The organism is Algoriphagus algorifonticola, assembly GCF_007655305.1.
Classification (GTDB): Bacteria; Bacteroidota; Bacteroidia; order Cytophagales; family Cyclobacteriaceae; genus Algoriphagus; species Algoriphagus algorifonticola.
Map to the genome: position 1 here is coordinate 164373 of NZ_VLOG01000058.1, position 13323 is coordinate 177695.

Annotated in this window: 13 protein-coding genes; 10 read left to right on the forward strand and 3 right to left on the reverse strand. The window is 41.0% G+C overall.

From position 1 onward, the window contains the following. The first annotated feature begins 38 nt into the window (after positions 1-38). Together FL972_RS16445 and FL972_RS16450 are read left to right on the forward strand one after the other, a co-directional pair. The gene (locus tag FL972_RS16445; RefSeq protein WP_144606981.1) at positions 39-239 is read left to right on the forward strand and encodes a hypothetical protein; all 201 of its coding nucleotides are present in this window, start codon (positions 39-41) and stop codon (positions 237-239) included. After that, positions 236-1363, forward strand: a complete 1128-nt coding sequence (locus tag FL972_RS16450; protein ID WP_144606983.1) for a hypothetical protein — start codon at positions 236-238, stop codon at positions 1361-1363. The genes FL972_RS16445 and FL972_RS16450 overlap by 4 nt, the downstream gene beginning before the upstream one ends. A 111-nt stretch (positions 1364-1474) precedes the next feature. On the opposite strand, the gene atpC is transcribed toward FL972_RS16450, so the two are convergent. Together atpC and atpD are read right to left on the reverse strand one after the other, a co-directional pair. After that, positions 1475-1720, reverse strand: a complete 246-nt coding sequence (gene atpC, locus FL972_RS16455; protein WP_144606985.1) for an ATP synthase F1 subunit epsilon — start codon at positions 1718-1720, stop codon at positions 1475-1477. Positions 1721-1800: 80 nt separating this feature from the next. Further along, on the reverse strand, positions 1801-3303 hold the full coding sequence (atpD, locus tag FL972_RS16460) for a F0F1 ATP synthase subunit beta (RefSeq protein WP_144606987.1): 1503 nt from the start codon (positions 3301-3303) through the stop codon (positions 1801-1803). Between the two features lie 304 nt (positions 3304-3607). On the opposite strand from atpD, the gene FL972_RS16465 reads away from it, so the two are divergent. From FL972_RS16465 to FL972_RS16490, 6 genes are read left to right on the forward strand one after another with little or no spacing between them, the layout of a single operon-like run. After that, complete coding sequence (locus tag FL972_RS16465) at positions 3608-4480, forward strand: heme/hemin ABC transporter substrate-binding protein (RefSeq protein WP_144606989.1); 873 nt, start codon at positions 3608-3610, stop codon at positions 4478-4480. Next, the gene (locus FL972_RS16470; protein WP_144606991.1) at positions 4480-5541 is read left to right on the forward strand and encodes a FecCD family ABC transporter permease; all 1062 of its coding nucleotides are present in this window, start codon (positions 4480-4482) and stop codon (positions 5539-5541) included. The genes FL972_RS16465 and FL972_RS16470 overlap by 1 nt, the downstream gene beginning before the upstream one ends. Then, positions 5541-6362: a heme ABC transporter ATP-binding protein gene (locus tag FL972_RS16475; protein ID WP_144606993.1), complete on the forward strand. Its 822-nt coding sequence runs from the start codon at positions 5541-5543 to the stop codon at positions 6360-6362. The genes FL972_RS16470 and FL972_RS16475 overlap by 1 nt, the downstream gene beginning before the upstream one ends. Then, entirely contained in the window at positions 6346-7395 is a 1050-nt protein-coding gene (locus FL972_RS16480; protein ID WP_144606995.1) for a hemin-degrading factor, read from the forward strand. The genes FL972_RS16475 and FL972_RS16480 overlap by 17 nt, the downstream gene beginning before the upstream one ends. Before the next feature lie 43 nt (positions 7396-7438). Next, complete coding sequence (locus FL972_RS16485) at positions 7439-9733, forward strand: TonB-dependent receptor plug domain-containing protein (protein WP_144606997.1); 2295 nt, start codon at positions 7439-7441, stop codon at positions 9731-9733. A gap of 17 nt (positions 9734-9750) precedes the next feature. Further along, positions 9751-10359, forward strand: coding sequence for an HmuY family protein (locus FL972_RS16490; RefSeq protein WP_144606999.1), 609 nt, complete (start codon positions 9751-9753; stop codon positions 10357-10359). 50 nt (positions 10360-10409) lie between these two features. Here the strand turns inward: FL972_RS16490 and FL972_RS16495 are convergent, their stop codons facing one another. Further along, entirely contained in the window at positions 10410-10892 is a 483-nt protein-coding gene (locus FL972_RS16495; RefSeq protein WP_144607001.1) for a C40 family peptidase, read from the reverse strand. A gap of 174 nt (positions 10893-11066) precedes the next feature. Here FL972_RS16495 and FL972_RS16500 point away from each other — a divergent pair, with 174 nt between their 5' ends. Together FL972_RS16500 and FL972_RS16505 are read left to right on the forward strand one after the other, a co-directional pair. Then, positions 11067-12401 (forward strand): MBL fold metallo-hydrolase, encoded by a 1335-nt coding sequence (locus FL972_RS16500; protein WP_144607003.1) that lies wholly within the window; start codon positions 11067-11069, stop codon positions 12399-12401. Between the two features lie 140 nt (positions 12402-12541). Further along, positions 12542-12781 (forward strand): hypothetical protein, encoded by a 240-nt coding sequence (locus tag FL972_RS16505; RefSeq protein WP_144607005.1) that lies wholly within the window; start codon positions 12542-12544, stop codon positions 12779-12781. Positions 12782-13323 lie beyond the last annotated feature (542 nt).

The following is a 13323-nucleotide window of genomic DNA, read 5'->3' on the forward strand; positions in this document are numbered from 1 at the left end:
TAGCTTTTTAATTATCTTTTAACTTAAACAAACTAATCATGAAAAAAATGATGATTTTAACCCTTGCCGTACTGGGTATGGTCTTGGGTAGTTTTGCGTTGGTACAGCCAGTAAAGGCTCAAGGCGGGCCTTGTGGACCTGTAATTCAAAGTGGTGATTGTCAAATCCAAGAATGTGGAGATTGCATTTATCATGAATGCCCAGCGGGTAATTTCATTAGATGCTATGAGGGAGGATGAAAAAACAAATCATTATATACTTAGGTGTTTCTTTGCTGTTCATGATCTCGTGCAAAGATTCAAAAACAGAAGTGAGGTCCTTTGCAAAAATTGATCTGGAATGGATTGATTCAACTTCTATTGCTGAAAATAATGATTTCTTTAATGGAGCATCTGATGTTCAAATAATTGGGGACAGTCTTTTGGCTGTCTCCAGTTTTTTGACACCTGGTGTTTGGATTATGGACATCTCCAACGGAGCGATCAAGTATCGAGTATCTGACCGTGACATATTTGATATTCCCTTATATCCTGCTGCTTTCTTAGTAGAAGATTTTCCTGAGTTGCACATATTGGATCCAAAACAGAAATCCATTTTCATATTTCACGTAATTGATCAAACATTGGTGAAAAAGATTCCTCTTTCTATTCCTGAGAATAAGATGATCAGAACTGTTGACTCATTCTTTTGGAAACATGATGACTTCTTCATGGTTGAATTATTCCCCTCACTATTAAATCATAACAGAGTGGGTTTCTATGAGGAGGTGGACGAACTTATTGGAATTTTTGACAACAATGGCTCTCTTATAGATCGAACCCTAATTTATCCTAAGGAACTTAAAGAATTAGACTATCCCATTACTCCCTATCAAACCTTTTCCCAAACTAAATCAAATTTAAACTCTTTAAAACTATCCTTTCCAGCTGAGAGAAAAATCCTCGAATACAATCCCAAATCCACTAATAAGATCAGTGAAATATTGGAAATGCCATTCCACAGTGATTTTTTTGAATTCAATCCAGTTGGATTAGAGAAAGAATTCAGTCCTGAATTTCAGAAATATTGGCAAGTTCAGAATTCTCATTTTTTTAAAAAAATGGTAGAAAATGAAGAATATTTAATCGTACAGACTATTATGAGAAATAACGATAACTTAGAGAAATATGAGGCTAAAAGCCATCTCTTCATTTACGATAAAAAAAATAAAAAGTGGTTTGAATCCTCAAATCCTATGAATATTAATCGAATGGGATACCTAGCAGGAATAATTGGTGAAGAGCTAATTTTTTTTGAGGGTAGTCAAAGAATATCAGAAGAAAAATACATTAAGCGCGCTGTCCTAAGACCGATTAAAGAATAGCGAAATTCAAAACTTTCACAACAATTTGATTCTTTGGAAAAGTTGACCTACTAAAACCAAAAAAGTCCAACCCTTGCGAGTTGGACTTTCTTTATATAGTGGAATTGAAGTTTAGCCGATTACTTTCTCTGCCAACACCACAATCGTATTATCTTTCACCTCCACAACTCCACCATCCACAATCATAGATTGCTTTCCATCTGCTGTGGTAAAGGAGACTGCACCTTTTGCCAATGCAGAAACGATAGGAGCGTGATTATTCAACACCTGAAAAGCTCCGGATGCACCCGGAAAACTTGCTTCCGACACCTCGCCTTGGAAAACTTTTTTATCCGGCGTTACGATTTCTAATTGCATATTTTGATTAGTTATTGAGTTATTAGGTTAAAGTTATCAGTGGAACCCATCTAATAACTAATAACCAGTAACTAATTGTATTACTTCACTTCAGCCAACATCTTCTCACCCTTAGCGATGGCATCTTCGATGCTACCTACCAAGTTGAAAGCCGCTTCAGGAAGGTGGTCTAATTCACCATCCATGATCATGTTAAAGCCTTTGATGGTGTCTTTGATATCTACCAATACACCTTTCAGACCTGTAAACTGTTCCGCAACGTGGAATGGCTGAGACAAGAAACGCTGAACTCGACGAGCTCTGTGAACGACCATCTTATCTTCTTCAGAAAGTTCTTCCATACCCAAAATCGCAATGATATCCTGCAATTCTTTGTATCGCTGTAAGATCTCTTTCACTCGCTGCGCACATCCATAATGCTCTTCACCCAATACAGTTGGGTCCAAGATTCTGGAAGTAGAATCCAAAGGATCCACAGCAGGATAAATACCTAACTCGGCAATCTTTCTAGACAATACCGTAGTAGCATCCAAGTGAGCAAAGGTTGTCGCCGGAGCCGGGTCAGTCAAGTCATCCGCAGGTACATAAACTGCCTGTACGGAAGTAATGGAACCGTTCTTAGTGGAAGTAATTCTTTCCTGCATGGCACCCATTTCTGTAGCCAAAGTAGGCTGGTAACCTACCGCAGATGGCATACGTCCCAAAAGGGCCGATACTTCAGAACCTGCCTGAGTGAATCGGAAGATATTATCAATAAAAAATAGGATATCTTTACCGGCACCTTCTCCATCACCATCTCTATAGTATTCCGCCAAAGTCAATCCTGTCAAGGCCACTCGAGCACGCGCCCCAGGAGGCTCATTCATCTGACCAAACACAAAGGTCGCTTTGGAGTCTTCTAATTTTTTCAAATCTACTTTAGAAAGATCCCATCCACCTTCTTCTTCCAAGCTGTGGATAAAGTCTTCACCGTAAGTTACGATACCAGACTCGATCATTTCTCTCAATAAGTCATTTCCTTCACGCGTTCTTTCACCCACACCGGCAAATACAGACAAACCAGAGTAAGCCTTTGCGATGTTGTTGATCAATTCCTGGATCAAAACCGTCTTACCCACACCGGCACCACCAAACAAACCGATCTTACCACCTTTAGCATAAGGTTCGATCAAGTCAATTACTTTGATACCTGTATAAAGTACTTCGGTAGAAGTAGAAAGATCTTCGAATTTCGGCGCGGATCTGTGAATAGGTAGACGCTTTCCTGCAGGAACCTGAGGAAGACCGTCAATTGCCTCACCTACCACATTGAAAAGACGACCTTTGATCGCATCACCGGTAGGAACAGAGATAGGCTGACCCATGTCTTTAACTTCCATACCACGAACCATCCCTTCGGAAGAGTCCATTGCGATTGTTCTAACTCGGTCTTCTCCAAGGTGCTGCTGAACCTCCATCACGACCACTTGGCCGTTTTCTTTGGATACTTCCAGCGCGTCAAGGATGTTTGGCAGCTTGCCGCCTTCGAAGGAAACGTCCACTACGGGTCCGATTACCTGCGTTATCTTTCCAATATTTGCCATTTGATTGAATGAAATGTAAAAAGGATATGCTTTTTGAATTCGACCGCAAAATTAATCAATAAAGCCTAATACCAAAGGATATTTGGAAAATTAATCCATTCAATTTCAAGAGACTCCGAAAGCAGCTCTGAAATAGACCTCTCAAAAATTTTAATAGCTAGCCTCCCTCACTGTATTAAATACTCCAACACCTCCTCCCTTTCTATTTTTTTATGAAAATCATAAAAATATTCTATTAATTTTTATTTGGACTGAATCTAATTAAATATACATTTGCATCACTATTGATAATTAATCTAAATAAATGAAAAAGATATTTGCCTTGCTCATCTCCACTGTTTTCCTATTTCAGGCCTGCAAGGAGCAGAAGCAATCTGAAGTAAGTCAGAGTACTTCCGAAAAAACCCAAAAAATCATTACCGCAGGAGGAACTATTACTGAGGTCCTTTTTAGTCTTGGAATGGCAGACCAAATTATCGCTACCGACCGTACCTCTACTTATCCGGCATCCATGCAAAAGCTGCCTAGTATCGGGTACAGAAATCAAATCAAAGCGGAAGGCATACTAAGCCTTGGACCGGACTTGCTTTTGATCGAAGAAGGATATCTTACGGATGATGTAGTGGCCCAACTGAAAGGCACTGGGCTGCAAGTCGAGCTATTCAAGAAACCTACTTCACCGGAAGAGACCAAGGAATTAGTCATGCAGCTGGGGGATTTTTTTGATAAAAAAGAAGAGGCTACTACCATAACTGCAGCAATCGATCAGGATTTACAGGTACTGAAAGATTACCTATCAAACACCTCAGGTAAGCCAAGAGCTGCCTTTGTTATGGCAAGAGGCCCTGAAAGTTTATTTATTGCAGGAAAAGGATCTTTTGCAGAAAAAATGTTTGAATTGGCTGAAATAGAGTCAGCAGCAACTGGTTTTGAAGATTTTGTTCCGTTGACACCGGAATCTTTGATTCAGATCGATCCGGACTACCTGGTATTTTTTGACTCAGGTATTCAAAGTTTGGGTGGAAAAAAAGGTGTTTCCTCTATCCAGGGTATCCAACAGACACAAGCCTATAACCGAGATCAAATTATCAGTTTAGACGGTCACTATCTCTCTGGTTTTGGACCTAGAGTTGGAAAAGCAGCCTTGGACTTGGCCAAAGCAGTACGCGGTGAATAATGAGCTCATTTAGCAAGTCCATAGCGCTCTCGACATCCAAAGCTATTCTGCTTGGAGGAATGGGAATGCTCTTATTGGTAATTGGAGTTTTTTCTCTTTCCAAAGGAGCCTTTGAAATTTCTCCTCTACAAAGTTTAGCCATTCTTTTATCTGATACAGGTTGGATTGCTGAAGCCTACACCAATCAACAAGCCAATGTATTGCTACAAATAAGACTCCCCAGGATTATCCTTGCCACCTTAGTTGGTGGTGGCTTGGGAATAGCAGGAGCGGCAATGCAGGGCTTATTCAGAAACCCGCTAGTTGAGCCTGGTTTAATCGGGGTGAGTAGTGGATCGGCTTTGTTTGCAGTAATTTATTTGGTCTTATTGCCAGGCTTGTCATCCATCTCTTGGACCCAACAAGTGGGACTACCTCTATTTGCTTTTATTGGAGGGTTTATTCATGTGATTGCAGTTTACCTTTTGTCAAAAGGTTCCGGAAAAGCCAGAACAAGCAACCTGATTTTAGCCGGAGTGGCAATCAATGCCCTGGCTGGTGCATTAATAGGATTAACCCTGTTTTATTCAGACGATGCAGCTTTAAGAAGTTTTACCTTTTGGAGCTTGGGAGACTTGGGGGGTGCTACCTGGCAAAAAATTCCCACAGCAATATTGCTGATTTTAGTTCCTGCGGCCTTATTATTGAATCAAAGCACCCATCTCAATGCAATGTCACTTGGCGAACAGGAAGCTTTTCATTTGGGCATCAATGTCTCCCAATTGAAAATCAAACTTCTTATTCTAACAGCTCTCATTGTAGGGGTTTCAGTTTCTCTCACCGGCATGATAGGCTTTGTCGGATTGGTAGTTCCTCACCTGATTCGCATTTCATTTGGGGCGGACCATAAACTTTTACTTCCCGCCTCTTTTTTGGTCGGGGCAATCCTGTTGAATCTAGCAGACTTAGTAGCGCGGACAATCGCTATTCCTGCAGAACTCCCCATAGGTGTAATCACTGCATTATTGGGAGCACCTTTCTTCATCTATCTTATTTCCACCTTCAATCAAACCAAATCCTGATGCTTTCTGCCTCCGAAATTCACTTTTGTGTCAAACAGAGACCCATCGTCGATCAGGCCAGTTTATCCCTGGAAGCTGGTGAGATTTTGGCTGTTTTAGGACCAAACGGTGCCGGGAAGTCTACTTTATTCAAAATTCTCACAGGAGATGTACCCTGTAAAAGAGGGGAAATCGGGTACAATGGCTGCCCTCTTCACCAACTTAAGTCCAAACAATTGGCCCAAATCCGGGCGGTGATGCCTCAGCACAGTGAAGTCAATTTTCCTTTTACAGCCAAAGAAGTTATTGAGCTGGGACTCATTGCCTGCAGGTCTTCTCAACCTCAGAAACTACTCCGGGATGTGATGGAGCTCACTCAAACCACCAGTCTGCAAAATCAGCAGTTTCAGCATCTTTCCGGGGGAGAACGACAAAGGGTCCAACTGGCAAGAGTCCTGGTACAAATCTGGGAAAAGAAGCCTTTCACGCGCTACCTCCTTCTCGACGAGCCAACTTCAGCCTTGGACATTGCCCAGCAGCACACCGTGTTACAAATATTACAACAGCTCAAAGATCGGAATATTGGAGTCCTTGTGATCCTGCACGATCTCAATCTGGCTGCTCAATATGCAGACAGAGTATTATTGCTCAAAAACGGAATGATCGAAGCATGCGGTCCGACAACAGATGTCTTGACAGAGAAGACTCTTTCTAAAGTGTTTGATCATCCCGTTACGGTTATGATTCATCCAATTACCGGAAGAAAAATTATCAGTACTGACCATTTCTATCGAAATCCATCACAAAATATTAACAAAGCTTACTATGGAAACTCTATTTGAAACTCAATCTCAACTGAAAACAGCATGGGAAAAATTAAAGTCGGAAAATCCTAAACTCAGAATAAGAAATGCTGCCAGTCAACTGGGCGTAAGTGAGGCAGAATTGCTTGCCACAGGAATTGGAGAAAATGCAGTTCGCCTGACGAATGACTTTACCGAACAGGTAAAGAAATTTCCAAAACTAAAAAAGGTTATGGCACTCACAAGAAATGAAGGATGCGTGCTGGAACATCATGGGGTTTTTCAAAAAATCGAAATCCATCAGGCCGGACCTCAGCAAATTGCCACAGTCATTGGCCCTATTGAGCAACGTATTTTTTTTAAAAACTGGAAATTTGGATTTGCTGTGTCAAACGAGACGCCTAGAGGCACTATGATTTCACTGCAATATTTTGACTCCGCCGGAGAAGCAATTCTTAAGGTTTTTTTACAGGATGAGTCAGATTATGATGCTGCAGAACAGCTAGTCAACGAACATACAGCAACCGATCAACATGAAAAGCTGGAATTTACGAGTATCGAAAAACCAATTACAGTATCGAGAGAGGAACTGGACTACGAGTCCTTCACTTCAGATTGGGAAAATATGAAAGATACTCACGACTTTTTTGGAATGCTTCGAAAATACAAGGTGAACAGGCTCAATGCAGTGGAATGGATAGATGACAAATGGGCCTATGAAGTAGATAGACTCTCAGCTCGCATGGTATTAAATGAAGCAGCAAAAAGCCAGCTTCCAATTATGATTTTCGCCGGAAATAACGGAAATATCCAAATCCATCAAGGCAAAGTTCGCACCATCCGACAATTAGACCAATGGCTGAATGTATTGGACCCGGACTTCAACATGCATTTGAACGAGGATGAAGTCGAAAGGGCATTTGTAGTTCATAAAAATACAACCGAAGGCCTAGTATCTGCATTAGAGCTGTTTGATTCTTCGGGGGAAATGGTAGCACAGTTTTTCGGACTTAGAAAACCCGGAATCCCTCAAAAAGAAGAATGGAAAACGTTAATCGATTCTTTGAAATAATACAACAGGCGGAGGGATAATTCTCCGCCAAAATTTTAAACCTATGTTTAGAATTAATCTAATTAAAGTAGTTATTCCCTTTTGCATGGTCTTATTTACTATTGCTGTCCTAGCTAGTCCACAGCCAAAAAAAGTAGTAGATCAAAATGGACAGCCCGTTCTCCATGCCTCTATTTGGGTCGATGGAAAACTACACCTTCCAATTGAAGAAGACGGTACTGTAAGAAGTTCTGAAACGAAGGGAACAGTCGTCAAAATAGTTGCCCTAGGTTTTGAAACTATGCAATTAAGCTGGGAGGAATGGCAAAAACGCGAAAAAATAGTATTGCAGGAAAAATCAGGGATTCTGGATGAAGTGGTAGTCGCGGCTACTAGGACAGACCGTACCGTGGAAAGCCTCCCCTTACCCGTCACAGTGCTGAATTCCGAAAAAATCCAACAAACAGGCGGACTACGTCTTTCTGATGTTCTTCAAGAGCAAACAGGCTTGCAAATCGTGTCTCAACATGGCACCGGGCTTCAAATGCAGGGACTGGACTCTGACTATATCCTAATCCTACTTGACGGAGAACCATTGATCGGTAGAACAGCCGGAACATTTGACTTGAACCGCCTCTCCATTTCTAATATCGAGCGAATTGAGATTCTACGCGGGCCATCTTCCGCTATCTATGGAAGTGAAGCCATGGCAGGAGTGATCAATATTATCACGAAGTCATCCGGGAGAGAAAATCAACTGGATGTTGGCTTGCGTCACCGCTCCTTCAACACCTGGAATCCAACTGGGAATTTGAACTTGGGATCCAAAAAATGGAATACAAGCCTATTTTATGACTATTTCGAGACCGGAGGTTTTGATCTCAGACCCGAAACCATCGGTCAGACCCAGAACCCCTATCAGGCACATACTGCTCAAGTCAAAGTCTCAGGTAACCTATCAGAAAAATGGCAATCGAGCCTCTTCGTCCGTGCCTATCAGGAGAATTCTACCGGAGAGATGCAGTCGTCTGGGAACGAGATACTCGATATGAATAATTCAAGAAGCGACCTGAATATTAACCCTACTTTGAGATTCAAGCCTTCTCAAAAATTTCTGATATCCTTGAGAGGCATGAGCAGTTGGTTTTCCACCAATTCGGTGACTAGATTCCAATCCGATCAAAGCTTTTTTGATATTCAGAATTTTGATCAATTTTATCATCGCACAGAAGTACAAACTGATTTTCAGGCTACACCCACACACCTGATCACTTTGGGCTTAGGACAACTGATCGAAACAGTAGATGCCACCCGGTATGAAGATAAAAATCGGTTTGATGCAGGGTATTTTTTCCTGCAACATCAATGGGATCCTAAACCAAAAGTCAATCTGGTAACAGGACTTCGTGGAGATTTTCATTCTCAATACGGAGAAAGGCTCAGCCCAAAAATTGCCGGACAATACAAATTTTCTGAAAATTTCAGTTGGCAAGCATCCATAGGAGCCGGTTTTAAGGCACCGGACTTTCGTCAAATCCTTCTCAACTTCAATAACGCTTCCTCAGGATACTATGTATTTGGATCTAATCTGGCTGAGGAAGGAATCCGACGCTTGGAAAACGAAGGGTTAATAGCAAGAGTATTAATCGCTCCTGAAAACTTAGGAGAGCTAAAAGCGGAAAGCTCATGGGCTATCAATTCTGGGCTCAGGTGGAAAATTGGTTCCAAAATACTAGTACAGGGCAACTTATTTAGAAACCAAATCACCAACCTGATTGAAACAGCGCCTATAGCCCAGCTCAAAAGTGGACAAAATGCATTTTCCTATTTCAACATAAGAAGTGTAGTCACGCAAGGGCTTGAAATGGATTTCAATTATGCATGGAACAATCACCTATCCTTCAGTATCGGCTACTCCTTCCTGGATTCTCGGGATTTGGATGTTTTAGAAAGGATAGCATCAGGAGAACTATTTCAAAGAAACTCCCAAAACCAAACCGTCAGAGTAACACGGGCAGATTATGGAGGACTTTTCAATAGAAGTCGACACAGCGGCAATGTGAAAATCAATTATCATCATCCAAAGACCGGGATTGATTTAGCCCTACGAGGAATTTACAGAGGCAAATTTGGTTTTGCCGATCTGAATGGAAATCTCATCCTCGACGACAAGAGAGAATATGCACCAGGCTGGATGAGCCTCAATATCAACCTCACCAAAACATTCTCCAACGGCATTCAACTGGAATTGGGAGGAACCAATCTTCTCAACATAGAAACTCCTGCCCAGCCTAATAATCCAGGCAGAATGCTATTTACAGGAATTCAATTACCCCTCATGAACTTTATCAAAAACTAAATTCAATTTATACATCTATGAAAACTAACCTAAAATCCATCTTTTATCTTCTCATCTTCTTTGGAGCATTTGCCTGCGATACTACCGATGATGCTCAACCTAGAGTTGAGCTGGAGGCCATTCTTGTAGCAGATTTAGCCGCTCCCAATGATGTCATCGATCGAAATACAGGCGAGGTCGAAAAAGTGAATCCCTTTCAATATTTCAGTTTGGAGCAAAATGCCATTGTCAGCGAAACAGATGATTGGGACTTGGCATTCAAAGGAACCACCATCCGAACCAACAGTTCAAAAAACGTAAAGGCGGCGATTGTAAGCGGTATTTTTGAGGAAATCAACCAAGTGCCAACTTCCGCTACGTTCGCCACTGATAGCGAATCTACTTTTGCGATTCCTACAGGTAGTGGAAATGGCTGGTATAATTACAATTCAGCAACTTTCACAGTGACTCCGATCCCAGGCAGAGTGATCCTGGTAAAAACCACCGGGGGTAACTACAGCAAAATCGAAATTCTAAGCTATTACAAAGGAAATCCTCCGGCAGATCAAATTGACCCAAGAGCCACTCCAAGCGGGCACTATACTTTCCGCTACGTACTCCAGACTGACGGAAGTAAAAATTTCTAATCACTAATCCAAAAAAGAGCGCTCAGTCGCTCTTTTTTTTTTCTGAACTGCTACTCCAAAAGTCTCCTCCCAAAAAGGAAGGCCTTGCTCCAGTATCGATTACTTAAAAAATCCTCGGTAACCCCCAAAGAAGTTGAAGCATGAATAAATCGAATATCGCCTTTTTTTGATTCGGTAACTATTCCTGCATGCGTTACTTGATTTCTCCTTCTTCCTGTTGCAAAAAACAAAAGGTCACCTTCTTTCAACTCTCGGGGGCTGACTTTTTTCCCCATTTTGGCCTGATCCGCTGATATCCTGGGCATAGTGATCCCTACAGCATAAAAGGAGTGAAATACTAATGCAGAACAATCCATACCTGCCCGAGTGGTACCCCCGTACTTATAAGGAGTTCCGGTAAAAGATTTTGCTGTGGAAATTACCGTGAATACCGGGTCTTCCCTACTGATTTTTTTAGATTTACAGGAAGCAGTCAGTACCGCCAGAACAATCAAAAAGAATAAACTTCGTAAATAGGTTTTATCTAAAAACACTGGAACTCGTTTGGTTTAGTTGATCAATTTTACTTTTCTTCTAGGTCAGAAGCAAGATTTCTCCCATTCAATTTATACTCATTATACATTGTCAAATAAGGATGGTGATCTGAATCACTGAACTAGGATGAAATTAGCAATACTTTTGTACCATCAATTTGAATAAATAAGACTATGAATATCAAGCAATTTTATGATGAAGGACTGGCTCACGCTAGTTACGCTATTGAAAGTGAAGGCCTGATCGCTCTGGTAGATCCTGGGAGGAATCCCAACCCTTACAACGACTTTGCCCAGACCTGCGGGGGCAAAATTGTCGCGGTAATTGAAACTCACCCGCATGCTGATTTTGTGAGTTCACATTTGGAATTTCATCAAAATGAGGATGCCACAATTTACGTTTCTAAACTCGTGGAAGCTGACTATCCCCATAGCTCATTTGACGAGGGAGATTCATTCAAATTGGGAAAACTAAGTTTTCATGCTTTGCATACCCCAGGACATTCTCCCGATTCTATAAGTGTTATTTTGAAAGATGAAAATGGGAACGACTACGCACTATTTTCTGGGGACACATTATTTGTAGGAGATGTAGGAAGGCCTGATTTGAGAGAAAAAGCTGGAAACATGAAAGCTCAACGGGAGGAACTGGCTAAAATGATGTATCAAACAGTACAGACTAAACTGAAGCCTTTATCAGATCATATCATCGTATTTCCAGCTCATGGGGCTGGATCACTTTGTGGAAAAAATCTTAGTGATGAACGCCAATCTACTATCGGAGAACAAAGAAAAAGCAACTGGGCATTTGGAGATTTGGATGAAAAAACCTTTGTAGACTCCTTATTGGAAGGTCAACCCTATATTCCCAAATATTTCAGCTACAATGTAGACATGAATAAGACTGGAGCTCCTGCCTATCAAAGATCGATTTCCAGAGTGGGTATTTGGTCAGAGGGTGCTTCTATTTCAGAAGGATCCTTGATCATCGATGCCAGAAAAAAAGAAGCCTTTGCCGTAGGGCATATTCCCGGTTCGATCAATATTATGAATGGGGCAAAATTTGAAACTTGGTTAGGCTCAATTGTGGCGCCGGAGGAGCATTTCTTTTTGGTATCAGACTCCATGGCTGAATTAGAGGACTTGATAAATAAGGCCGCAAAAATAGGCTATGAGCAATTGATCAAAGCTGCAGTAATCAACCCTAAAGGTATGAATGCCCGGGAATCAAGATTCAAGGTGGATGAATTTAAAACTAACCCAGACAAATTTACCATTGTAGATATCCGAAGTAGAGATGAAAATCGCAATTCGCCCATTTTTGAGAAATCGATAAATATTCCTTTGCAGGAACTTCGGGAAAAAGCGAGTGAGATACCTGATGAAAAACCCATCGTGGTACATTGCGCCGGCGGATATAGATCTGCTGCAGGAAGCAGTATTGTAGCAGCAGTAAAAGAGGATGTTGAAGTTTTTGACTTCAGTGAAAAAATCAAAAACTTCCAATAAGAATCCCAATTGAAAGTGAAAATACCCTTAGCAATTAGTGTTAGGGGCATTTTTTTTCTGATCAAAATTATTTCTTTACCCGCCTGTTGAACAAAAGCCCAAACAATTTTGGTTAACTTTATCAGACTGCGCGATGTGATATGAGTAAAGAAGAGTTCAGACAACTTCCCCTTCATCTAAAAATCAAAACCCTCTACATGGAGGCTACTTTCGTTGTGGCCATTAGATACTATCGTCATAAGATTAATTTGTATCTGTTGGAGAATGAATACGTGGAAGTTTTTTACAATCACAAGGAAGATAAAATCGATAAAATTGACTTTTTACCCCGGGATCATAGCCGGATGAAGTTTTATCTTGATCAGATTAAAATAGCATAAGCCATTGAGACGAGAAAGAGAGTCGATATCAGGCAGAGGGGATTAGATATCAAATTGAACAGAATAGGCGTCAGGCTAAGCGAACTCAATGTCAGGCTGAGCGGAGTCGAAGCCCATTTCAATCTTCAAATTAGCCAGGTTATTTCTTCAATAATCCCCTTTTTTAAGAGTCTTATTTCGATGGTCAGTCAAGAGAAAATTTACTTAGTGATCTCTTTTTCAAGCTAAGCAGAGTCATTGTCAGGCTGAGCGGAGTCGAAGCCCATTAGAGCAAGTTTTCATAGTACCTAAAAAATGGAAGTCGAATTACATAATTAAAGTGTTTTTTTAGACTAGGATAGGTTTTTTTAATTATTAACTAGGTCCTCGACTCCACTACCAATGACAGATTATATTAAATTCCGAAATTTCACTTATTTCGGAATTTAATTCTTTCTTATGGAAAGTAAGCTTTAGCTAACTTAAAATCCTTCTGCTTCTATTAAGCATTTTCTTTTTTCTCTTCGTTCTTTTGCCTTGAAGCAAAAGAACCATCCCGAGAA

Excerpts from the sequence above, each read along its gene's own strand:
- FL972_RS16445 (WP_144606981.1), top strand. The coding sequence starts at position 39 with ATGAAAAAAATGATGATTTTAACCCTTGCCGTACTGGGTATGGTCTTG.
- FL972_RS16450 (WP_144606983.1), top strand. The coding sequence starts at position 236 with ATGAAAAAACAAATCATTATATACTTAGGTGTTTCTTTGCTGTTCATG.
- atpC (WP_144606985.1), bottom strand. The coding sequence starts at position 1,720 with ATGCAATTAGAAATCGTAACGCCGGATAAAAAAGTTTTCCAAGGCGAG.
- atpD (WP_144606987.1), bottom strand. The coding sequence starts at position 3,303 with ATGGCAAATATTGGAAAGATAACGCAGGTAATCGGACCCGTAGTGGAC.
- FL972_RS16465 (WP_144606989.1), top strand. The coding sequence starts at position 3,608 with ATGAAAAAGATATTTGCCTTGCTCATCTCCACTGTTTTCCTATTTCAG.
- FL972_RS16470 (WP_144606991.1), top strand. The coding sequence starts at position 4,480 with ATGAGCTCATTTAGCAAGTCCATAGCGCTCTCGACATCCAAAGCTATT.
- FL972_RS16475 (WP_144606993.1), top strand. The coding sequence starts at position 5,541 with ATGCTTTCTGCCTCCGAAATTCACTTTTGTGTCAAACAGAGACCCATC.
- FL972_RS16480 (WP_144606995.1), top strand. The coding sequence starts at position 6,346 with ATGGAAACTCTATTTGAAACTCAATCTCAACTGAAAACAGCATGGGAA.
- FL972_RS16485 (WP_144606997.1), top strand. The coding sequence starts at position 7,439 with ATGTTTAGAATTAATCTAATTAAAGTAGTTATTCCCTTTTGCATGGTC.
- FL972_RS16490 (WP_144606999.1), top strand. The coding sequence starts at position 9,751 with ATGAAAACTAACCTAAAATCCATCTTTTATCTTCTCATCTTCTTTGGA.
- FL972_RS16500 (WP_144607003.1), top strand. The coding sequence starts at position 11,067 with ATGAATATCAAGCAATTTTATGATGAAGGACTGGCTCACGCTAGTTAC.
- FL972_RS16505 (WP_144607005.1), top strand. The coding sequence starts at position 12,542 with ATGAGTAAAGAAGAGTTCAGACAACTTCCCCTTCATCTAAAAATCAAA.